The organism is Deinococcus arcticus (assembly GCF_003028415.1).
Lineage (GTDB): Bacteria > Deinococcota > Deinococci > Deinococcales > Deinococcaceae > Deinococcus > Deinococcus arcticus.
On sequence record NZ_PYSV01000029.1, the window covers coordinates 1 to 20,199 of the forward strand.

Below are 20,199 nucleotides of genomic sequence, written 5' to 3' on the forward strand. Positions count from 1 at the left end.
AAGTGATCTACGGGTGCCGCATGCAGATCGTGGTCACCCGGTCAGTGGCTGGCGACTTGGTCTGTCTGGCGACCGATCTGCACGCCCAGGACGCCTGTTGGATGTATCGTCTCCGCTGGTCGGTGGAGTGCACGTTTTCTTCGATGAAATCGCGCGGCTTCGACCTGGAACGGACAGGGATGACCCAGCAGGGTCGCCTTGAGCGGCTGTTTGGCATGGTGACCCTCGCGTGGGTCTGGTGCCTCCGGGTGGGTGTCGATGGAGCGCCTAAGTGCCCGATCCCAATCAAGGCTCATGGCCGCAAGGCGTTGAGCCTGGTCACCGCTGGTTGGGAGTGCCTCGCACACGCACTCCGGTGGGCTCGTCCAGCACGAGTGACCTTTGTCAACCTCTTCACGACTGGTTTTTCAGCTCCTGGCGCCCCTGGAGGCTAAGGTGTCCGGTACTGAATTCTAGAATGCAGAAAGTTCTTCTCATTCTGAAAATACCGATTGTTAAAGAGGGAGATACCCGGTCTATACCTGCGTACGTTAAAAAGGAAGCGCCTGGCAAGGTGTGGTCTATAAATAAGACTTTTAGCGTTGACTTTAAAGTTGACAACGAGACCGACATAAAACTTATTATGGATAGCATAGTCAGCGATTTTGACAGCCTCGCGGATATGCGAGGACAAGGATTGCCGTTCGCAGGCACAGCGACCCTCAATTTTATTAAGTCGAGCCATGCTAGCTCTGGGCAGTTTGAACAGGGCTTTAAAATAGAACTAAGACATACTTCCCTACCAGCTAATTTAATACCAGACCTCAATGTAAATAACTCCGTAGTTATCGAAAATAAAACCAATAACACTATGTCTCTAAAAACAGGCAATGACCACCTTCTATCTGGCTATATAACATTTGCCTTGCAAAGAATTAACAAAGACACGCTTAGGTTTGTTGTTCACCCTACTGCTAATTTCAATGGCGCTATAAATAGATTAAAATTCAATGATCTAGGGGGAAGCGTCCTAGAGAGACGTATCTGGGAGAATCTGTGCACAAAAATCGCTCTGCGTTACGGAAAATGAAGACCTTTTTAAATATAATATCATTTACGTATATACCGCTAATATTTTTATTGGGGAGCTCCAAACTATCCTTATCAATTCCCAATTATCTAGACTCTACAATCTATTTGTTAATTCCTGTATTGTTCCTAGCATATCATTTTTGGTTTGCATATAAGACAAGAAGGCTGATACCATTATTTATCTATGCAGTTATATTTGTATATTATGCCTACAAGATGTTTGGAGTTGCAACAACCATAATCTAAAGCAAATCAGGATTTAAACTTCGCTTTAAGCATGTCCAATTCATAACTCAGACAACTTATCGTTCGCCATATTGTTGCTCAGACTTTTATAAATAGAACTCATTCTGTTATTTGAATAAGCCCTCTCAATACATGATATTTTGAATAAGATTGACATAATTAGGATTATGTCTTCGGAAAACTTCGGCCACGATTAAGGCTTTTGAATAATAGGTATGGACAAACAAATATAACCTTGTGAAGTTATCTTATTGTACACATACATTAAGTAAGCCACTCCCCACTCCCGCCCCTCACACCCCCAGCAGCGCATACCCCAGCAGCGCCAGCTTCTCGCGCAGCAGGTACAGGCGGCTCACCTGCGGGCTCAGGGGGCTGGCGCTGACGTTGGCGTTCAGGCCCAGGGCGCGGGCCAGGGCCAGGGCGCGCGGCGCGTGGGCCTCATCAGTCACCAGGGTCACCGGGGTGCCGGGCGGCAGGCTCACCCGGGCACCACGCAGGTTCTCGATGGTGGTGCGGCTGCGCTCCTCGGCCACCAGGGCGCGGCGCGGCAGGCCCCGCTGCTGCAGATACGCGGCGCCCACCCCGCCCTCGGTGTAGGGATCGCCGGGGCGCCGGCCCCCCGTAACTACCACCGTGCGCACGCCGCCTTTGCGGTACAGCTTCAGGGCGTGGTCCAGGCGGCGCTGGAAGGCCGGGCTGGGGTGGCCGGCATACTGCGCCGCGCCCAGCACCACCAGGGTGGGGTGGGGGGTGGCCGGTGCAGGCGGGGACAGGCGGGGCGCCACCAGAAAGGCGCCCAGCAGCGCCCCCACCACGGCCAGCGGCAGAAAGAAGACGGTGGCACCCCGCGAACGCATCGGGAGGCAGCCTAGCATGAAGAAAATCTGAAGCCTGAGAAGACTGCCGACCCCACCGCTGGCACAAGCGGCCGAGTCCGGGCGCAGCAAGCGGAAGAACAATGGGTTCCGGGCGTGGCGCCGCCACATCAGCTGTCTTGCCAGGGGCCGGCGCAGCAGACGGAAGCCGTATGAGGCGACCCTGAAGGCTCTGCCCCGCCCAGACGGCCAAGGCACATTGATCTGTTTCTTCCGGAGGCCGGGGCGGGGGCATGCTACGCTCCTGCCTGTCTTCCTGCCCGGGAGTGTGCCCTCTACCTATGCCCAAACCATCCAACACGCTTGTTATCGTCGAGTCGCCTGCCAAGGCCCGCACCATCGGGAAGTACCTCGGAAAGGGGTACACGGTGGAGTCCAGCATTGGGCACATCCGCGACCTGCCGAAAAGTGCGTCGGACATTCCCGAGAAGTACAAGGGCAAGGCGTGGGCGCGGCTGGGGCTGGACATCGAGAACGACTTTCAGCCGCTGTACGTGGTGTCCCCCGACAAGAAGGCGCATGTGGCCAAACTGCGCAAGATGGCCCAGGACGCCAGCGAAATTATTCTGGCTACCGACGATGACCGCGAGGGCGAGAGCATCGCGTGGCACCTGTACCAGGAACTCAAACCCAAGGTACCGGTGCGGCGCATGGTCTTTCACGAGATCACCAAGGAAGCCATTCAGGCGGCCATCGCCTCGCCCCGGCAGATTGACACCAACCTCGTGGAAGCGCAGGAGGCCCGGCGCGCGCTGGACCGCCTGTACGGCTACGAGGTCAGCCCGGTGCTGTGGAAGAAGGTGGCCCCCAAGCTGAGTGCGGGCCGGGTGCAGAGCGTGGCCACCCGCATGCTGGTGGAGCGAGAGCGCGAGCGCATGCGCTTTGTGAGCGCCGAGTGGTGGGACCTGCTGGTGACCGGGCGCACGGCCGCTGGGCAGACCTTCCCCGCCCGCCTGACTGATGTGGCCGGCCAGAAGCTGGCCCTGGGCAAGGACTTTGACCCCCTGACCGGCAAACTGAAAGGCGGCGCGGGCGTGCGCCTGCTGACCGAGGCCGAGGCGCGCGCGCTGGCCGAGGCCCTGACCGGGCAGCCCCTGACGGTCACCAGCGCCGAGGAAAAGCCCTTTACCCAGCGGCCCTACGCGCCTTTCATTACCTCTACCCTGCAGCAGGAGGGCAGCCGCAAGCTGGGCTTTGCCGCCACCCGCACGATGCGTGCCGCCCAGAAGCTCTACGAGGGCGGGTACATCACCTATATGCGCACGGACTCGACCAACCTCAGCAGTGAGGCGGTGACGGCCGCCCGCACCCAGGTGGCGCAGATGTACGGCCAGGACTACCTCTCGGCGCAGCCACGCGTGTACGCCAAAAAGGCCAAGAATGCCCAGGAAGCGCACGAGGCGATTCGCCCGGCGGGCAGCCGCTTCCGCACCCCCGACAGCCTGCGCGGCGAACTGGGCGGCGACGAGTGGCGCCTGTACGACCTGATCTGGAAGCGCACGGTGGCCTGCCAGATGGCCGATGCCCGGGGCCGCAGTCTGCGTGTGCGCCTGAACGGGCAGGCGGGCCCGGACGCCGTGGGCCTGAGTGCTTCGGGGCGCACCATTGATTTCCCCGGCTTCCTGCGCGCCTACGTGGAGGGCAGCGATGACCCCGGCGCCGCGCTGGAAGACCGTGAGACGCCCCTGCCGCCCCTGAGAGAAGGCGAGCGGGTGCAGGCCCAGGCGGTCAAGCCCGAGGGCCACGAGACCCAGCCCCCTGCCCGCTACACCGAGGCCAGCCTGGTGCAGGCCCTGGAAGGCGCGGGCATTGGGCGGCCCAGCACCTACGCCAGCATCCTGGGGACCATTCAGGACCGGGGCTACGCGGTGAAAAAGGGGCAGGCCCTGGTGCCCACCTGGACTGCGTTTGCTACCTCGGCGCTGCTGGAACACCACTTTGGCAAGCTGGTGGACTACGACTTTACCGCCAAGATGGAAGAGGACCTGGACGAGATTGCCGGTGGCCGCGCCCAGCGGGTGCCTTACCTGAGGCGCTTCTACCTGGGTGAGCGCGGCGAGGGCATGGCCCTGCGGCCCCTGATTGACTCCAAGATGGGCGAGATTGACGCCCGGGGCATTGCCACCATTCGCGTGCCCAAGCTGGACGGCACCGGCATTGAGGTGCGCGTGGGCCGCTACGGCCCCTACATGGAGCGCGGCGAGCAGAAGGCCAACCTGCCCGAGGACCTGACGCCCGATGAACTGACCACCGAGAAGGCCGAGGAACTGCTGTCGCGCCCCAGCGGCGACCGGGTGCTGGGCGTGGACGAGGCCACCGGGCACCCGGTGGTGGCCCGCGCCGGGCGCTACGGCCCGTATGTGACGCTGGGCGACACCACGCCGCCCGTGCGTACCGCCAGCCTCTTCCCGGGCGACGACCTGCGCACCATTTCCCTGGAGCGCGCCCTGAAACTGCTGAGCCTGCCCCGGCTGGTGGGGGTCAGCGAGGGCGAGGAGGTGTGGGCCATGAACGGCAAGTTCGGCCCGTACCTCAAGCGCGGCGGGGACAGCCGCTCGCTGACCGGCCACGAGGAACTGTTCACGGTCACGCTGCCTCAGGCCGAGGCCCTGTTCATGCAGCCGCGTTTTGGCCGGGGCCGGGCCGCCGCCGCACCGCCCCTGCGCTCCTTTGAATACGAGGGCCGTGCGCCGATCGTGCTCAAATCTGGCCGCTTTGGCCCCTACCTGACTGACGGGGAACGCAACGCCACCCTGCGCAAGGGCGAGGACGACGCCACGCTGAGTGCCGAGCGCGCCCTGGAAATTCTGGAAGAGCGCGGCAAGGAACCGAAGAAAAAGCCCGGCAGGGCCCCGCGCAAGGCCGCCACCCCCGCGAAGAAAGCGGCGGCCACCAAAAAGCCCGCCGCCAAGACGGGCACGGCCCGCACTCCGGTGGCCAAGAAGCCCGCCAGCAAGGCCAAAGCCGCTGCCCCCGCCAGGGCCGCCTTCACCTGGGCCGACCTGAAACCGCACCTGGGCGTGCTAAGTGCCCAGGAGCAGCAGCTGGTGACCGCCACCCGCGAGCAGGGCCGCAAGGTGGAGGACGTGGCCCCCGAACTGGGCCTGGACGTGAAAAAGGCCAAGGGTATGGCGCTGCAGGCCAGCAAGAAGCTCAACCAGGCGGCGCGCGGCGGATGAGGAGGCGGGGCGCCAAGCCGTCGGGGGCCCGGAGCGTCCAGGCGCCCAGAGGACCGGCGTTGCGCTGGACCCGTGCTTTCCCCCCGTTGACCCTTCGACCCTTTGACCCTTTGACCCCCGTCACAGGCAGCGCCCCATGCCCCGTTCGCTAGCCCCCGAGGCCCCTCAGGCCCTGCACCTCGCGCGCTTGGCTCAGGGCAGCCCCGGGCAGTGGGTGCGGCTGCCGGGCAGCGGCCTGCAGGTGCTGGAGCTGGCCGGCACCCTGACGGGGCCCGCCGTCACCGGGTATCTGCTGTGCCTGAGTGGCGAGGCGGTGGTGGACCTGCCGCTGAGCAACTTCGTGCGCCTGCGCCCCGCCGAGGGCTACCGCGTGCAGGCACAGAGCCCCTGGACGGCCTTTGCCACCAAAGAGGGCACCGTGCTGCTGCTGAGCCCCGAGCAGAGCTAAGGACCTTGCCCCTCACGTTGCGACTTTGCAGGAGAGCACCGAACAGTCTCCACGCCCGGTGCAACGTCCTTTGTTCGAGACTCGCTTCGCTCGGTTGATCTAAAGATCAACAGCGAGTGACTTAAAGGCGGGGGCCCGCCTGCGCCTGCAGACGAACCCCTTCAAGCTCCCCTCTCTATTTCCTGCGCTTGGCGGCCTTTGCGGCTTCCCTGGCGGCCTTTTTCTCGGCTTTCTGACGCTCCTGCAAGTCGCGGCCCATGTCTTCCAGCAGCTGCGCGCCCTGGGCGTCTACCTGACGCTGCAGTTCCAGCAGGGTGGTGGCCACCATGTTGTGCAGGATGCGCTCCACAGGCACCTTGACGAAGTTGAAGCGCACGCGGGCATTCACAGTCATGGTCACTTCGGTGCCGCCGGGCATGGGCCGGAACACCCAGCTCTGCGTGAGCTTTTCCAGCGGGCCCACATGGCGCACACTCTCCCAGCCGCCGCGCTGGGGCGCCTGCAACTGGCCATATCTGGCGGTAAAACGCAGCCCCAGCAGGCGGCGGGAGAACTTGAAGCGCACCAGGGCATTGTTGGTCAGGCGGCCCTCACCGCCCTCGTAGTCGGCCTTGACGAGGTTGGGGTCCCACTTCACGCGCCGCTTGGGTTCCAGGGCGAGGCGGTACAGCACATCCGGCCGCGACCGGACGACGATGGTTTGCTTGATGCTGATGGGCTCGGCCATAGGTAGGTGCCACTGTAGCGCGGCGAGGGTGGCCCGTCCGTCCCGCCTTCAGCCCACCCCGGTTTCACACGGGACGCCGCTGCTTTCACAGCCTCTTGGGAACGGCGAAGGGGTGCTGTTCCATCGCCAGAGTTTCGTCTTCTCTCCTGCTCGCTCTGCAAGGCAGCTCTCCGAGTCTGCCCACCCCTTGCCTTCGGCTCATCTGAGTTCCGTATCAGGCCCGCCCCAGCTTCAGTCCAGGTAGTCGCGGGCCCGCAGGTGTGAAGCGCGCAGGGTAAAGCGCTCGGCGGCGCCCACCCCGGCCACCCGGCCCAGATCGGTGCGGGCGGCGCGGTACTGCTCGGGGGTCCACTGCCAGCCGTAGAACGCCTGGTAATAGGCCATGACCTCGGCTCCCACGTCCAGCGTGTCGGTGACGTTCACAAACACTTCGGGGTAGGGGCTGGCGGGCGCGTAGTACTGGTAGAAGCGCACCGGCTCACGCCACGCGTCCAGGCGGCGCAGGTCCTCGCCGCTCTCGGGGGCCGCGTCGCCGCTGAGGTCCGGGGCCGGGGGCATGGCCACGCCGCCCGCCTCGTTGATGATCTTCGGAATGCGCGCCAGGGTCAGCGCGTCAAAGGCGATCTTGGCGGTCATGCGGTGGTCGGGGTGGGGGTGATCGTCACTCCAGGTGAGAATGGCGTTCGGCCGGAAGCGGGCGTACAGGCGGGCCAAGAGCAGGGCCTCGGCGCGGCTGCCGGTCATGCGGCTGTCGCCCATATCGAAAAAGTGGTGCTGCGCCCCAATTTTCTGGGCCACCCAGGCGCCGTGTTCGCGCCGTACGCGGGTGACTTCCTCATGCGGGGCGTCGCCAAACTGACTGGCCAGCTCGCCCAGGGTGGTCCAGACCAGCATCACCTCGTCGCCGCGCGCCGCGTGCCGGGCCAGGGTGCCAATGCAGCCGATCTCGTCGTCCGGGTGGGCAAACACCGCCATGATTCGCATAGGGACAGGGTAGTGGGTTGTGGGCGGTGGGGTGCAGGGGAGGGCCGCTGCTGTGTGCGGTGGCCTTACCGCAAAAAACGCAGGGTCAGGGGGTAATGGTAGGGCTGGCCGGCACTCACACGCACCACCGCCACCATCATGAAGATGAACGGCACGAGGCCCAGCACCACCAGCACCGGCAGGAAGAACAGAAAGAAGGCGCCCAGCGAGCCCAGCACCGCCAGGCCGCCCAGGTCGGTGCCGGCAGCCGCCCCCACCGCGCCGCCCAGCAGGCCCAGGCTGAACAGAACGAAGCCCAGTACACTCACCACCAGCCCGTACAGCCAGAAACTCAGCTGAAAGTTCAGGGCCTCCTTGCCCTGCTCGTCCAGTGCGCGGCTGCGGTCCCGGAAGGCCAGCCACGCCACCAGCGGCCCCAGCACGTTGCCCAGCGTGGGCAGCAGCAGCCCCGCCAGCGGCGACAGGTGCGTGATGATCGCGGGCGTGCGTTCGGGCTCGGTCAGGAGGGCGGGGGGGCGGGTCATGGTTGACACTACGCCCCCCCTGTGCCTACAGTTCCCAGGCAATGACCAAGGGCCGCCCCCAACATGCCGCGCAAAAGGCGCAGGCCGCCGCGCGTGACCGCCTGCCCCTCCAGGCGGGCATTCAGCCGCCCGTGCCCATCCAGGGTGAGAACGTGGAGTTGTACAGCGACGGCGCCTGCGACACCCAGGCTGGGCACGGGGGCTGGGCCACCATCCTGAACTACCGGGGCAAGGAACTGGTCCTGAGCGGCCATGAGGAAGGCACCACCAACAACCGCATGGAGTTGCGCGGGCTGCTGGAGGGCCTGAAGGTTCTCAAGCGGCCCTGCCAGGTGCGGGTGGTCACCGACAGCCAGTACCTGCGCAAGGCCTTTACCGACGGCTGGATTCTGAAGTGGCAGCGCAACGGCTGGAAAACGGCGGGCGGCGACCCGGTGAAAAACCGGGACCTGTGGGAGGAACTGATTGCCCAGGCCCAGACGCACGCCCTGACCTTCGTGTGGGTCAAGGGACACGCGGGCCACGGCGAGAACGAACGGGTGGACCAGCTGGCGGTCCAGGAGCGCAAGAAGCTCAGGAAGTAGGGCGCCACTCGCAGCGGTACCGCGCCCGGGGCCAGGGCGAGGGAATGGCCTGCACCGTAAAGCCACAGCGGCGGTAGAACCCGGCGGCCTCGTCATCTGTTTCGGCCGTCAGCGTGCGGAGGTTCAGGTGGCGTGCCACCTCGCGCAGCAGCGTGCGGGCTTGTCCCTGGCGGGCATGGTCCGGGTGGGTGCCCAGGTGAAGAATCGTGGCCGCGGCCCCATCCACCTCCAGCCCGGCGGCACTCACAATCTGCCCCGCCACCACCCAGGCAAAGACGCGGCGGGTGCCTTGCCGGTAGCGGTCCAGTTCCGCCGCAATGCGGTCCGGGTCAGGAAACATGGCCTGCACCCGCACGGTCTCGGTGGCTGGGATCAGCCCGGGTTCACTCAGCATGGAGCGCCACTGTCAAGCGCCCCCCGCCTGCCTTCGCCATTCGGCGTATCGTGCCGTCACCCCTGCCGGGCCTACGCTGGGCGGCATGACCCAACTGCTTCCCCCGCCGGACGGCTGGCGCACCTTCCTGTGGCTGTGGGGGTCGCAGGCACTCAGCGTGATCGGCTCGGCGGTGGCCGGGTTCGCCTTCAACATCTACCTGACCCAGACGCGCTTTCCGCTGGCCGAGCAGAAACCGCAGCTGGCCGCCGCCCTGTCGCTGACTGCGCTGGCCTGGACGCTGGCGGCCACCCTCAGCGCGCCGCTGGCCGGGGCCTGGACGGACCGCCACGACCGGCGCCGGATCATGCTGGCCTGCGACGTGGCCGGGGCCCTGCTGACCTTTGCCACGCTGGGCCTGCTGCTGACCCCGGCAGCGCCGCTGTGGCTGCTGGTGACCCTGGCCGGCCTGATGGGGCTGGTGTCCACCTTCCACGGCTCGGCGTTCGATGCCAGTTACACCAGCCTCGTGCCCCGTGACCGCCTGCCCCGCGCCAACGGCCTGATGCAGACGGTGTGGAGCCTGGCCGGGCTGGTGGGCCCGGCCGCCGCCGCGCTGCTGATTGGGGTGCCGGCCCTGCTGCGGGACGCCGGAACGGGCCCCGCGTGGCTGAGCGGCCTGAAAGACGGCGTGCCCTTCGCCTACGCGGTGGACGGCGTGACCTTCCTGGTGGCCGCCGCCGTGGTGTGGCGCCTGTCCATCCCCTCGCCGGCGCCCCGCCCACGCGCCGAGCGCCCCACGCTGGCCCAGGACATGCGCTTTGGCTGGGTCTTCATTGGGCAGCGGCGGCCCCTGCTGGCGCTGCTGCTGACCTTTGCGGTGGCCAACCTGTGCACCAGCAACCTGGGCGTGCTGGAACCCCTGATTGCCAAGTTCGGCCTCAGCGGCGACTGGGAAGCGCGGGGCGGCACCCTGCAGGGCGCCCTGGCCACACTGGCGGTGACGCAGAGTGTGGGGGGCGTGCTGGGCGGCATCCTCATCAGCACCTGGGGAGGCCTGAAGCGGCAGCGGGTGCTGGGGGTACTGGTACCCATGGTCGTCTCGGGGCTGGCGTTCGCCGCGTTTGGGGCCAGCAGCACCGTGCTGGGCGCAGCGGCGGCCCTGCTGGTCATGGGCCTGACCCTGCCCACCATGAACGCCCACTCGCAGAGCATCTGGCAGGCCCAGGTGCCGCCCGAGATGCAGGGCCGGGTGTTTTCTGTGCGCCGCCTGATCGCCCAGTTCACCTCGCCGGCCAGCACCGCGCTGGCAGGGCTGCTGGCGGCGCGTTACGCACCAGGGAGTGTGGCGGTGGTGGCGGGGCTGGTGCTGGCGGTCGTGGCGGCCCTGCAACTGCTGAACCCGGTGCTGCGGCGGGTGGAAGACCCCAGCCTGTCGGCCCACGCGGAAGCCCAGCCCAGCACCTCCTGAAGCAAAGAGAAAGGGGCGGCCCTTCGTCAGGGCCGCCTCTCTTCCCACTTCCTACTGCGTACTCCCCCTGTCCAGCCACCCCGACAGCCACGGCAGTTTCTGCGCCACCTTCTCGCGCATGCCGCCCCAGTAGCGGCGCGACCAGCCCTCCAGGGTGCGCTGTTTGCCCCGGGCCACAGCCAGGGCGCCTTCGGGTACGTCCTCGTGCAGGGCGCTGCCAGCCGCCACGAACGCCGCGTCGCCCACCACGCGCGGGGCAATCAGGGTGGAATTGCTGCCGATAAACACCCCGGCGCCCACCTGCGTGCGGTGCTTGTTCACTCCATCGAAGTTCGCCACGATGGTGCCGGCGCCCACGTTGGTTTCCTGACCAATCGTCACGTCGCCCAGGTACGCCAGATGCCCGGCCTTGACCCCGGCGGCCAGCTGCGCGTTCTTGGTTTCCACGAAGTTGCCAATATGCACGCCCTCGGCCAGTACGGTGCCGGGGCGCAGGCGGGCAAAGGGGCCCACATCGCTGCCCGCGCCCACCTCGGCGCCTTCCAGCACGCTGTGCGGCTTGATCACCACGCCCCCGTGCAGCACGGCGTCGGTAAGCACGCTGTAGGCCCCCACAGTCACGCCACTGGCAATTCTGGTGGTGCCGCGCAGCACCACACCGGGTTCCAGGGTCACGTCCTGGGCGATCTGCACCGTGTCTTCGATATACACGGTTTCGGGCATGGGAATGGTCACGCCCGCGCGCATATGCTCTGTGGTCAGACGCTCGCGCAGAATGCGCTGGGCATCAGCCAGCCCGGCGCGGTCGTTGGCGCCCATCACCTCGTCGGGGTCCGGCAGCTTGAACGCCTGCACAGCGGCGCCCTGCTGGCGGTACAGGCCCAGCAGATCGGTCAGGTAGTACTCACCGCTGGCGTTGGTGTTGGTGATGCGCGCGGCCAGCTCGCGGGCGCGGCCGTCCATCAGGTACACGCCGGAGTTGAATTCGCGCACCGCGCGCTCCTCGGGCGTGGCGTCTTTCTGCTCCACGATGCGCGACACGGCGCCCGCCTCGTCGCGCAGAATGCGGCCGTAGCCGGTGGCGTCGGGCAGTTCACCGGTCAGGACGGTAAAAGCGCTGCCGCGCGCGCGGTGGTCGGCCAGCAGGTCGCGCAGGGTCTGGGCGCGCAGCAGCGGCGTGTCGCCGTACAACACCAGCACATCGGCGTCGCCGTGGCTGCGCAGGGCCTCCAGCCCCGTCAGGAAGGCGTGGCCGGTGCCCAGTTGCTGGGCCTGACGGGCAAAGGCCACGCCCTGGCCCGCCAGGGCCGCCTCCACCTGATCGGCGCCGTGACCGGTCACGACGACCACCTGCCGCGCTTCCAGCTCCTGGGCAGCCTTCACCGCCCAGGCCACCATGGGGCGCCCCGCCACCGGGTGCAGCACCTTGGGCAGCGCGGATTTCATGCGGGTGCCCTGCCCCGCCGCCAGAATCACCACGTCCAACGGACGACTTGTCTCGCTCATATCGGCGCCACTGTACCAGTCTGGTCCCGGGGAACAAAAAAAGGCCCCGCAGGGGGGCCACAGGGCGGGTGAGGGGTTCAGGCGCTTCGGGCTTCTGTGCTGGCTGCGGGCACCGGGGCGGGGGCACCCTTCTTGCGCAGGCGCAGCAGCATCCAGATGCTGACCAGAATGAGGGGAATGCTGATCAGGTGCGTGTCGGTAAAGAAGCCGATGCCGGGAGCGTCCAGGCCCTGGTTCAGGTAGGCGCGGGGCGACAGGGGATTGAGGCGGAAGGTTTCTTCCCAGCCGGCGCGCAGAATGCTGTACCACAGCCAGAACTGCCAGAAGGCCCAGCCCGGAATGCGCGAGCGCAGCCAGAAGAAGGCCGCCACCGACAGGATGATGCCGATGATCACGCCGTACAGCTGGGTAAAGTGCACCGGCGCCGTCATGACCAGCTGGTCGCCAATGCGCTGGCAATACTGCGAGAGGTCCATGTCCGCGTTGGGGTTACGCACACACATGCCGTCGTGAAAGGCGCGGGCGCTGTCCGGCCAGCGGAAGCCCACAGGCCAGCCAGTCACGCGGCCCACCGTGTCGGTGCCGTTCATGATGTTGCCGATGCGCCCGCCAATGATGCCAAAGGCCACGCCCGGCACGCACAGGTCGGCGTAGCGGTAGAAATCCATGCCCTTGCGCCGGGCGTAGTACAGCATCACCAGAATGCCGCCGATCAATCCGCCGTGGATAGAAATACCGCCCTGGCGCAGGTTCACGATGTCCAGCAGCACCCGGGGAAAGGGCGTGTTCTCGAACTGCTGCCACGAGGTCAGCACAAACACCAGCCGGGCGCCCACCAGACCCCAGACAATCATCCACAGAATCATGTCGTTGAACAGGTCCACGTCCAGGCCGCGTTCGCGCGCCATTTTCGTGCCGATCCACACGCCCGCGACAATCCCCAGCGTGATCAGCACGCCATACCAGGCAATCGTGAAATTGCCAATCTGCAAGAACACCGGATCCATAGGTACTGCCCAGTGTAGGGCCTGTCGGCATGGAAAGCGGCCTGCCTTCCGGTTGCAAGCAGGCCGAGGGGAGGTACTGGGGTGCTACAGGCCCAGCGCCGGGGTTTCTTCAGGGGGCGGCAACCGGAAGGCGCGCGACAGAATGACCCCCAGTTCATAGAGCAGGTACAGCGGCACGGCCACCAGCAGCATGCTTGTTGGGTCGGGTGTTGGCGTGATGATCGCGGCGAAGAGCATGATGACAATCAGCGCAATTCGCCAGCCCTGACGAAGCATGACGTGGTTCACGATCCCAATCCGGGTCAGGATGACGGACAGAATAGGCAGCTCGAACGCCAGTCCGAAAGCGATCAGGAAGGTCGTGATGGTCCCGATGTAGTCGCGCAGGTTCAGCAGGGGTGTCACGGCGCCCGCCAGGAAATCCATCAGGAAGCCCACCATGGTGGGCAGCACCAGGTAATAGCCGAACAGCGCTCCTGCCAGGAAGGAAAAGCCCGCACCAATCACGAACGGCAGTGCCCAGCGCCGCTCCTGTGGATACAGCCCCGGAGCAATAAAGCCCCAGACCTGACCCAGGATGAACGGCAGCGCGAGCGCGAAACCCGCCCAGAACGAGATGTTCAGTGACAGGACAAATTGATCGGTCAGGGCCTGGGTGACCACTTCAACCTTGCCCAGGCGATACTGCTCGCTGCCCTCAAGCGGGACCTTGATGGCTTCAATCAGCGCCATGCGGTACTGAAATGCTGCCACCAGGCCAATAAGCAGAAAGACAACGCTAAAAATGATGCGCTTTCTCAGTTCGTCGAGGTGGTCGAACAGGGGGGCGCTGTGCAGCCCCGCCTTGGGATCGGTGCCTTGGGACATGAAGGGGCCCCTCTCCCGCTCAGCTGCGCCGTTCGGTCACAGGCTCGGCCGGGGTGTGTAGCGGCGCGCCAGTGGCGGGGTCAAGCTGGCGCGAGGACACGTCGGTCACGGCGGCGCGGTCCTCGCCGTGGCGGGTTTCGCGCTTGAATTCCTTGATGCCCTGGCCCAGGCCCTTGCCCAGTTCCGGCAGTTTGCGGGCCCCGAAGACCAGCGCAATGATGACAATCAGCAGAATGATTTCCAGCGGTCCAATCGACATGATGGTTCTCCTTGGGGGCGCCGAGGAAGCAGGCCCCCTTTGTCCTGAAGGTATGCGATTCGCGGCTGGGCAGATTGACCTCAGCTCACCTATCAAACCTTAATTGGCCCAGGTCAACGGACGGTGAACGCGGCCCCGCCTGGGCGCCAGCTGGGGCTCAGATGCCCCAGCCGCCGTCCACCAGCAGCTCCTGGCCGGTAATGTAGCCCGCCTCCTGGGTGGCCAGGAACGCCACGGCCGCGCCCACCTCGTTCGCCTCGCCAAAGCGCCGGGCCGGAATACGCGCCGCCAGGGCCGCGGCCTCCTGGGGGTCGCGGTGCAGGGCCTGCAGGCGCTCGGTGGCGGTATACCCGGGGGCCACGGTGTTGCAGGTCACGCCGTCTTCGGCCACCTCCAGGGCCAGGGTTTTGAGGTGGTTGGTCACGGCGGCGCGCATGGCGTTGCTGACCGGCAACATCAGCGCCGGGCGCTCCACCGTGAGGCTGGTCACGGCAATGATTCGCCCCCAGCGCCGCTGCCGCATGCCGGGCAGGGCGCCCGCCGCCAGCCGGGCGGTACTCAGGAAGGTGGTCTCGAAACCCTGGGCCCAGGCGCTTTCGGTAACCTCGCTGGGCCGCGCCGGGGGCGGCCCGCCCGCGTTGCTCACCAGGATGTCCACAGCCCCGGCGGCGGCCAGCGCGGCCTCCACACCGGCCTGGGTGCCCACATCTGCCACCACCCAGCGCGCGCCCAGGGCGTCGGCCGCGCGGCGCAGGGCCTCCTCGCCGCGCGCCGCCAGGGTGACCTGGGCGCCCAGCGCACTCAGGGCCTGCGCCGCCGCCAAGCCAATGCCCTTGCTGCCGCCCGTGACCAGGGCGCGCCGACCGTCCAAGCGAAACAGAGCCATACGCGCCAGCGTAATGCACCCGGGCACGCTAGCCTGCGCCCATGAACGCCCTGATAGTGGTGGCCACCGCCCCCGAAGCCCAGCGCCTGCAGGACCTCGCGGGCCGGGGGCCGCGCGCCGGGGGGGTCCGGGTGGTGGTCAGCGGCGTGGGCCCGGTGGCGGCGGCGCTGGCCACGGCCGGAGCGCTGGCGCAGGGGCCGGCCGATCTGGTCATCAGTGCAGGGATCGGCGGGGCGTACCCGGGCTCGGGGCTGGTGCCGGGCGATCTGGCGGTGTCCAGCGTCATCGTGCAGGCGGACCTGGGCGCCTGGGACGGTGCGGCCTTTGTGCCGCTGGACACCCTGGGGCTCTCGGTGTGCCCGGACCGGGGGCAGGGCGCGCAGTTTGTGGTGTGGGACCGGGCAGCGCAGGTGGCGCAGGCGGCCGGCGCCCGCTTTGGCCCGGCGCTGACCCTGTGCAGCGTGACAGGCTCGGCGCCGGGCGCGCAGGCCCTGGCCGAGCGCGTGCCCGGCGCGCTGTGCGAGGGCATGGAGGGTGCGGGGGCCGCGCACGCCGCCCTGCTGGCCGGGGTGCCGGCCCTGGAGGTGCGCGGCATCAGCAACCCGGTGGGCCCCCGGGACCGCGCGGCGTGGCAGCTGGGTCCAGCGCTGGCCGCTGCCCACCGGGGCGTGGAGGCCGCGCTGCGGGTGCTGGCCGGCGCAGGCTGAGCCCCGGGGCAAAGCGCAGGGTGTACCGTGAAGGCGCATCCGCCCGCTGCCCCGCCTTTGCCGCCCCTCTGTCGCCCTGGTTCCAGGAGGCCCCGCCATGACCACTGCCGCTTCGCCTGCGTCCTCTCCCCCCATGCCAGTGGCCCCGGGCCTGCCCCTGGTGGGCAGCCTGCTGCCCATGATCCGCGACAGCGAGGGCTTTCTGGCCGCCCAGGCCGCGCGGCTGGGCCCCTGTTTCCGGGTGCGGGTGCTGAACCAGTCGCTGGTGGTGCTGGCCGGGCCCGCCGCCGCCCAGACCATGGCCGACAACACCGGCGAGGTGAACGCGTGGCGCGTGTGGGAAGGCATCATCAAGGAGTTCGGCGGCCGGCAGGTGCTGACGATGCTGGAAGGCCCGGACCATCTGGCGTACCGGGCCGCCGCCCGCGCCGGGTTTGCCAAGAGCCGCGTGCTGGAGGGCCTGCCGAAGGTCACGGCCCTCACCCGGGAAGCCCTGGACCGCACGCCGCCCGGCGAGGTGCTGAGAGTGGTGCCCTTCGCGCAGCGGCTGGTGGCGGACTGCATCGGCACGCTGACCCTGGGGCGCCTGCCAGGGCCGCATCTGGCCGAGTTCATCACCTACTGGCACACGCAGCTGGCAGTGCATCTGGTGGGCTCGGCCCGCCCGGCGGCGCTGCGCAAGGCCGCGTACCTGCGCGCCAGGGCCAGCGCGCGCGCCTTTGCCGGGGAGGTGCTGGCCCAGGACCCCGGCGAGCAGCCCTCCACCTACGTGAGCGATCTTCGCCGCCTGCGCGACACCCGCCCGGACCTGATGGACGACGAGGAACTGCTGTTCATGATGCTGATTCCCTACGTGGCCGGGCTGGACACGGTGGTGAACGTGCTGTCGCTGACCCTGTACGAGCTGTACCGCCGCCCCGAGGTGCTGGCCCGCGTGCAGGCCGAGGCACGCCCGGTGGTGGAGGCCGGGCTGCCTGCCGAGCGGCTGCGCGACCTGAAGGTGCTGCACGCCGCCGTGCTGGAGGTGCTGCGCCTGTACCCGGTGGCGAACACCCTGCCCCGCTACGCCACGCGCGACTTCACGGTGCAGGGCTACCCGGTGCGCCAGGGCGAGCGACTGCTGATGGCGCTGTTCACCTCGCAGCGCGACCCGGCCCTGTTCAGGAACCCCGACGCCTTCGATGTGGACCGCTTCTTGCCCCCACGCAACGAGCACCGGCGAAAGGGCGCCTTTCAGCCGTACGGCGCCGGGGCCCACACCTGTCTGGGCGCGGGCATGGCCGAGGCGCTGCTGGCCTCGGTGCTGGCAGTCACGGTCACGCACGGCCGTTTCCGTCTGTTTCCGCAGACGTTCCGCATGAAGCCGTTTCACTCGGCCAACCTCTCCCCCGACCCCCGCCTGAGCCTGCGCCGCGACGCTTAGAAAAACGAATCCAGGGGCCGCCGACCTTGTCTGGGTCAGCGGCCCCTGTGCGGGGTGCAGCCAAGTGCCCCGCCCCAGGCCAACGGTTCAGAACCGCGCAGCAACGTTTGCATTCCCGGGGCGAAGCACTGGGTTCGCCACTCGCTCTGCGGCGCCGCTGTCCCCGCCCGCTCGGTTCATCGGGGGCTTGGCAGCGAGTGACTTAAGTAGCTCGCTGCTGATCCCCCGATGAACCGAGCGGAGCGAGTATCGAAAAAAGGACGTTGCACCGGGAGTGGAGACTTTGCGGTGCTCTCCTGCAAAGTCGTAACGTGAGGTGCAACGTCCTTAGCGGTACAGGGAGAGCAGCACGGCGGTGCAGGGGGTCCAGTCGCAGTCCTCCATGATGAGATTCACGGTGTAGCGCCCGGGGCCCACCCGGAAGGTCACGATGGGCTCGTCGTCGGCAGCGTAGTCCCAGCCAACGCGGTTGCCCCGCTCATCGCGCACCTCCAGATCAATGTCAGCGCAGTCGTCGTCGCAGATCGCCTTGACCTTGTAGTCGCCGCCCAGCAGGGTCATGGTGACGCGGGCCGTCTGGCCGTTGTTCAGGTCGTAGACCCTGGGCGCAAACAATTCGCGGTAATTGCCGTTGGTCATGCCCGCCTGCAGAGAACTGGCATAGCTGCTGTACATCCCGGACGGCACCGTGTCGGCTTGGGCCGGTGCGCTCAGCAGCAGGGTCAGCGGCAGGGCCAGCAGCAGGCGGGTGAAGGTCGTGGGGTTCATGGTCTCTTCCCTCCCAGGGCGCTCTCTCCAGAGCGGTGCGGACACCGGGCGGTGGAGTCACCGTGACCCCGGCCCGCTTCCGTCTGACACGCAGCGTAGGCGCCCCCCCGTGACAGCTCCGTGACCCGGGCGTGACCGCTGGCGACCCTGCCCACCACCCCCCCGGCCCCGGTGCCCGGAGTTCTTTTTTCTTGCTGGGCCTTGGATGAACTGCTCCGTCACCGCTCTCCCCAGAGTGGAGATCAGTTGACAAAATGACTCAACTTCTCTGCTATGCTTTGTTTTATGAAGCGAGTTGTGCTGTCTATCCTCACCCTTTCGCTGCTGGCCACGGCCAGCGCCCAGCAGGCCCGGGAACTGCGCCTGGGCGTGTTTCCCAACGTCACGCACGCCGCCGGTCTGGTGGGCATTCAACGCGGGTTCTTTCAGAAAGAACTGGGGAACGTCAAGCTGGTGGTCAAGGAATTTGCCAACGGCTCCCAGATCAACGAGGCGTTTGCGGCCGGCGCCATTGACGCCGCTTACGTGGGCCCCGGGCCCGCCATGAACGCCTTTATGCGCGGCGTGCCCATTCAGGTGTATGCGGGCGCAGCCAACGCGGGCGCCGTGCTGGTGGCGCGCAAGGACAGCGGCGTGCGCAACGTCAAGGGCCTGAGCGGCAAGAAGGTGGCCGTGCCCACGCGCGGCTCCACGCAGGACATCAGCCTGCGCCACCTGCTGCACGAAAACGGCCTGAAAGCCACCGATGAAGGCGGCACGGTGACCATCGTGCCCATTGACCCGGCCAACATGCCCGCCGCCTTTGCCAGCAAGCAGGTAGACGCCGCGCTGGTGCAGGAGCCCTGGGGCGCCATCATGGAAACGCAGGGTGCCCGGCTGGTGGCCAACGAAAAGGCCATCTGGGAAGGCGGGAACTACACCACCACGGTGCTCGTCGTGAACACGAAGTACGCCGCCGCCAACCCGGCTGTCGTGTCTGACCTGCTGCAGGGCCACCTGAACGCCATCCGGTTCATCAACGGCAGCAGCGCGGGGGCCCAGAAGGCCATTGCCGACCAGATTTACGCCTTTACCGGCAAGCGCCCCAACGCGGCCGAACTGTTCAAGGCCCTGGCGCGCACCCGGGTCACCTGGGACATCAACCTGAAGACGCTGGCCGAATACGCTGTGCTGAACAAGGAAGCGGGCTTTGCGCGCGACGTGCCGGACCTGAACAGGTTCGTGAACCTGAATGTGATTCGGGGCCTGGCGAAGTAAGGGAACGCAGGGTGCAGGACGCGGGACGCGGTGGCCTGGCCCCGCGTCCCGCGTCCTGTGGCCCGCCTCCCGGTACACTACGGGGATGACGGGGCCTAGAAAAGGATCACGGGGACGCGGCCCGAAGAAGAACACCGCGCAGGGCCGGGGCGGCGTGACGCGCGACTCCAGCCGCCCGGTGCGCGAACGCGCGGCCAGCACAGAGGCGGCCCGGCCACAGGCCAAACGTGGCCCGGAACGCCCTGGCGGCGAGGGCAGCCCAAGGGCGGGGGGCAAGAGCGGCGGCAGTAAGAGTGGTGGCAGCCAGAGCGGGGGGCGCAGCGGGCCCTTCCGGGGCGGCTTTACGCGCGCCGGGGCCCGGCCGGGCACCAAGAAGCCGCTGCCAGAACTCAAGCGGGTGCAGCTGAGTGCCCCGGCCCCCGACACCGTGTTCGTGGACCGCGACGGCGAAGGGCAGACCTTTCCCGACAGCAACCTCAAGCGCGTGGCCGCGCAGATTCTCAGTGCCAAGCGCAAGGCGTGGCGCTACCGGCCCTTCTCGTTTCCGCTGTTTACTGACCGGGGCCACGAGCAGAGCTTCCACTTTGACTTCTACGTGTACGACGCCGAGGACAGCGTGATTCGCCTGATTCTGGTGGTTCCCTTCGAGTCGCGCGAGGTGTGGGACCGGGTGGGGCGCTTCAAGCGCCAGTACCCCATGTACCCCTACGAACTGTGGACCCCAGAAAAGCTCTTCTACCTGAGCGGCCCACGCGGGCGCCTGGAGTTCTAAGGACCTCGCTGTTGATCTTTAGATCAACTGAGCGGGCTGGAACAGCTGCGCACCAGAGCGAGTGGCGAACACAGTGCCTCGCACCGGGAATGGACACGTTGCTGCGCCCTTCTGAACCGTTGGCCTGGGGGAGGGGCGAGGGACTTAAGGACGTTGCACCTCACGTTACGACTTTGCAGGAGAGCACCGCAAAGTCTCCACTCCCGGTGCAACGTCCTTTTTTCGAGACTCGCTCCGCTCGGTTGATCTAAAGATCAACAGC

General features: G+C 66.8%; 21 protein-coding genes. 10 read left to right on the forward strand and 11 right to left on the reverse strand.

Going from position 1 to position 20,199, the window contains the following annotated elements; all coding sequences use genetic code 11:
* Window positions 1-434: transposase (locus C8263_RS17610; protein ID WP_233218901.1), on the forward strand; the 434-nt coding region annotated here is incomplete at its 5' end.
* Between the two features lie 23 nt (window positions 435-457).
* The gene (locus tag C8263_RS19095) at window positions 458-1,069 is read left to right on the forward strand and encodes a hypothetical protein (protein ID WP_146160762.1); all 612 of its coding nucleotides are present in this window, start codon (window positions 458-460) and stop codon (window positions 1,067-1,069) included.
* A 541-nt stretch (window positions 1,070-1,610) separates the two neighbouring features.
* Here C8263_RS19095 and C8263_RS17615 read toward each other — a convergent pair.
* Window positions 1,611-2,177 carry a YdcF family protein gene (locus tag C8263_RS17615; protein ID WP_107139436.1) on the reverse strand — a complete coding sequence of 189 codons (567 nt, stop codon included), beginning with the start codon at window positions 2,175-2,177 and terminating at the stop codon, window positions 1,611-1,613.
* 299 nt (window positions 2,178-2,476) lie between these two features.
* Here C8263_RS17615 and topA point away from each other — a divergent pair, with 299 nt between their 5' ends.
* Both topA and C8263_RS17625 read left to right on the forward strand, forming a co-directional pair.
* Window positions 2,477-5,374, forward strand: a complete 2,898-nt coding sequence (gene topA, locus C8263_RS17620) for a type I DNA topoisomerase (RefSeq protein ID WP_199188446.1) — start codon at window positions 2,477-2,479, stop codon at window positions 5,372-5,374.
* Window positions 5,375-5,510: 136 nt separating this feature from the next.
* Window positions 5,511-5,822, forward strand: a complete 312-nt coding sequence (locus tag C8263_RS17625; RefSeq protein ID WP_107139438.1) for a hypothetical protein — start codon at window positions 5,511-5,513, stop codon at window positions 5,820-5,822.
* Window positions 5,823-5,997: 175 nt separating this feature from the next.
* Here the strand turns inward: C8263_RS17625 and C8263_RS17630 are convergent, their stop codons facing one another.
* The 3 genes from C8263_RS17630 to C8263_RS17640 form a co-directional block, all read right to left on the reverse strand.
* Entirely contained in the window at window positions 5,998-6,549 is a 552-nt protein-coding gene (locus C8263_RS17630; RefSeq protein ID WP_107139439.1) for an SRPBCC family protein, read from the reverse strand.
* Window positions 6,550-6,780: 231 nt separating this feature from the next.
* Window positions 6,781-7,533 carry a PIG-L deacetylase family protein gene (locus C8263_RS17635; protein ID WP_107139440.1) on the reverse strand — a complete coding sequence of 251 codons (753 nt, stop codon included), beginning with the start codon at window positions 7,531-7,533 and terminating at the stop codon, window positions 6,781-6,783.
* 65 nt (window positions 7,534-7,598) lie between these two features.
* Complete coding sequence (locus C8263_RS17640; RefSeq protein ID WP_107139441.1) at window positions 7,599-8,057, reverse strand: DUF4870 domain-containing protein; 459 nt, start codon at window positions 8,055-8,057, stop codon at window positions 7,599-7,601.
* 41 nt (window positions 8,058-8,098) lie between these two features.
* On the opposite strand from C8263_RS17640, the gene rnhA reads away from it, so the two are divergent.
* The gene (rnhA, locus tag C8263_RS17645; protein ID WP_107139442.1) at window positions 8,099-8,641 is read left to right on the forward strand and encodes a ribonuclease HI; all 543 of its coding nucleotides are present in this window, start codon (window positions 8,099-8,101) and stop codon (window positions 8,639-8,641) included.
* Here the strand turns inward: rnhA and C8263_RS17650 are convergent.
* Window positions 8,631-9,035: a GNAT family N-acetyltransferase gene (locus tag C8263_RS17650; protein ID WP_107139443.1), complete on the reverse strand. Its 405-nt coding sequence runs from the start codon at window positions 9,033-9,035 to the stop codon at window positions 8,631-8,633. The two genes, rnhA and C8263_RS17650, sit on opposite strands and share 11 nt — an antisense overlap.
* Before the next feature lie 85 nt (window positions 9,036-9,120).
* On the opposite strand from C8263_RS17650, the gene C8263_RS17655 reads away from it, so the two are divergent.
* Window positions 9,121-10,485 carry an MFS transporter gene (locus tag C8263_RS17655; protein ID WP_107139444.1) on the forward strand — a complete coding sequence of 455 codons (1,365 nt, stop codon included), beginning with the start codon at window positions 9,121-9,123 and terminating at the stop codon, window positions 10,483-10,485.
* Between the two features lie 51 nt (window positions 10,486-10,536).
* Here C8263_RS17655 and glmU read toward each other — a convergent pair whose 3' ends face one another.
* The 5 genes from glmU to C8263_RS17680 all read right to left on the reverse strand — a co-directional run bounded on the left by glmU (window position 10,537) and on the right by C8263_RS17680 (window position 15,010).
* Window positions 10,537-11,991: a bifunctional UDP-N-acetylglucosamine diphosphorylase/glucosamine-1-phosphate N-acetyltransferase GlmU gene (gene glmU / locus C8263_RS17660; RefSeq protein ID WP_107139445.1), complete on the reverse strand. Its 1,455-nt coding sequence runs from the start codon at window positions 11,989-11,991 to the stop codon at window positions 10,537-10,539.
* A gap of 77 nt (window positions 11,992-12,068) precedes the next feature.
* Window positions 12,069-12,998: a prolipoprotein diacylglyceryl transferase gene (locus C8263_RS17665; RefSeq protein WP_107139446.1), complete on the reverse strand. Its 930-nt coding sequence runs from the start codon at window positions 12,996-12,998 to the stop codon at window positions 12,069-12,071.
* An 84-nt stretch (window positions 12,999-13,082) separates the two neighbouring features.
* Complete coding sequence (gene tatC / locus C8263_RS17670) at window positions 13,083-13,865, reverse strand: twin-arginine translocase subunit TatC (RefSeq protein WP_107139447.1); 783 nt, start codon at window positions 13,863-13,865, stop codon at window positions 13,083-13,085.
* Between the two features lie 19 nt (window positions 13,866-13,884).
* Window positions 13,885-14,124: a twin-arginine translocase TatA/TatE family subunit gene (locus tag C8263_RS17675; RefSeq protein WP_107139448.1), complete on the reverse strand. Its 240-nt coding sequence runs from the start codon at window positions 14,122-14,124 to the stop codon at window positions 13,885-13,887.
* Between the two features lie 157 nt (window positions 14,125-14,281).
* Complete coding sequence (locus C8263_RS17680) at window positions 14,282-15,010, reverse strand: SDR family oxidoreductase (protein ID WP_107139449.1); 729 nt, start codon at window positions 15,008-15,010, stop codon at window positions 14,282-14,284.
* Between the two features lie 41 nt (window positions 15,011-15,051).
* On the opposite strand from C8263_RS17680, the gene mqnB reads away from it, so the two are divergent.
* Together mqnB and C8263_RS17690 are read left to right on the forward strand one after the other, a co-directional pair.
* A complete protein-coding gene (gene mqnB / locus C8263_RS17685; protein WP_107139450.1) occupies window positions 15,052-15,717 on the forward strand; it encodes a futalosine hydrolase in 666 nt (221 codons plus the stop codon).
* 97 nt (window positions 15,718-15,814) lie between these two features.
* Complete coding sequence (locus tag C8263_RS17690; RefSeq protein WP_107139451.1) at window positions 15,815-17,140, forward strand: cytochrome P450; 1,326 nt, start codon at window positions 15,815-15,817, stop codon at window positions 17,138-17,140.
* A gap of 327 nt (window positions 17,141-17,467) precedes the next feature.
* Here C8263_RS17690 and C8263_RS17695 read toward each other — a convergent pair whose 3' ends face one another.
* Window positions 17,468-17,908 carry a hypothetical protein gene (locus C8263_RS17695; RefSeq protein WP_107139452.1) on the reverse strand — a complete coding sequence of 147 codons (441 nt, stop codon included), beginning with the start codon at window positions 17,906-17,908 and terminating at the stop codon, window positions 17,468-17,470.
* A 285-nt stretch (window positions 17,909-18,193) separates the two neighbouring features.
* Here C8263_RS17695 and C8263_RS17700 point away from each other — a divergent pair, with 285 nt between their 5' ends.
* Window positions 18,194-19,165 carry an ABC transporter substrate-binding protein gene (locus C8263_RS17700; protein ID WP_107139453.1) on the forward strand — a complete coding sequence of 324 codons (972 nt, stop codon included), beginning with the start codon at window positions 18,194-18,196 and terminating at the stop codon, window positions 19,163-19,165.
* An 85-nt stretch (window positions 19,166-19,250) separates the two neighbouring features.
* Complete coding sequence (locus C8263_RS17705; protein ID WP_107139454.1) at window positions 19,251-19,937, forward strand: hypothetical protein; 687 nt, start codon at window positions 19,251-19,253, stop codon at window positions 19,935-19,937.
* Window positions 19,938-20,199: the final 262 nt, after the last annotated feature.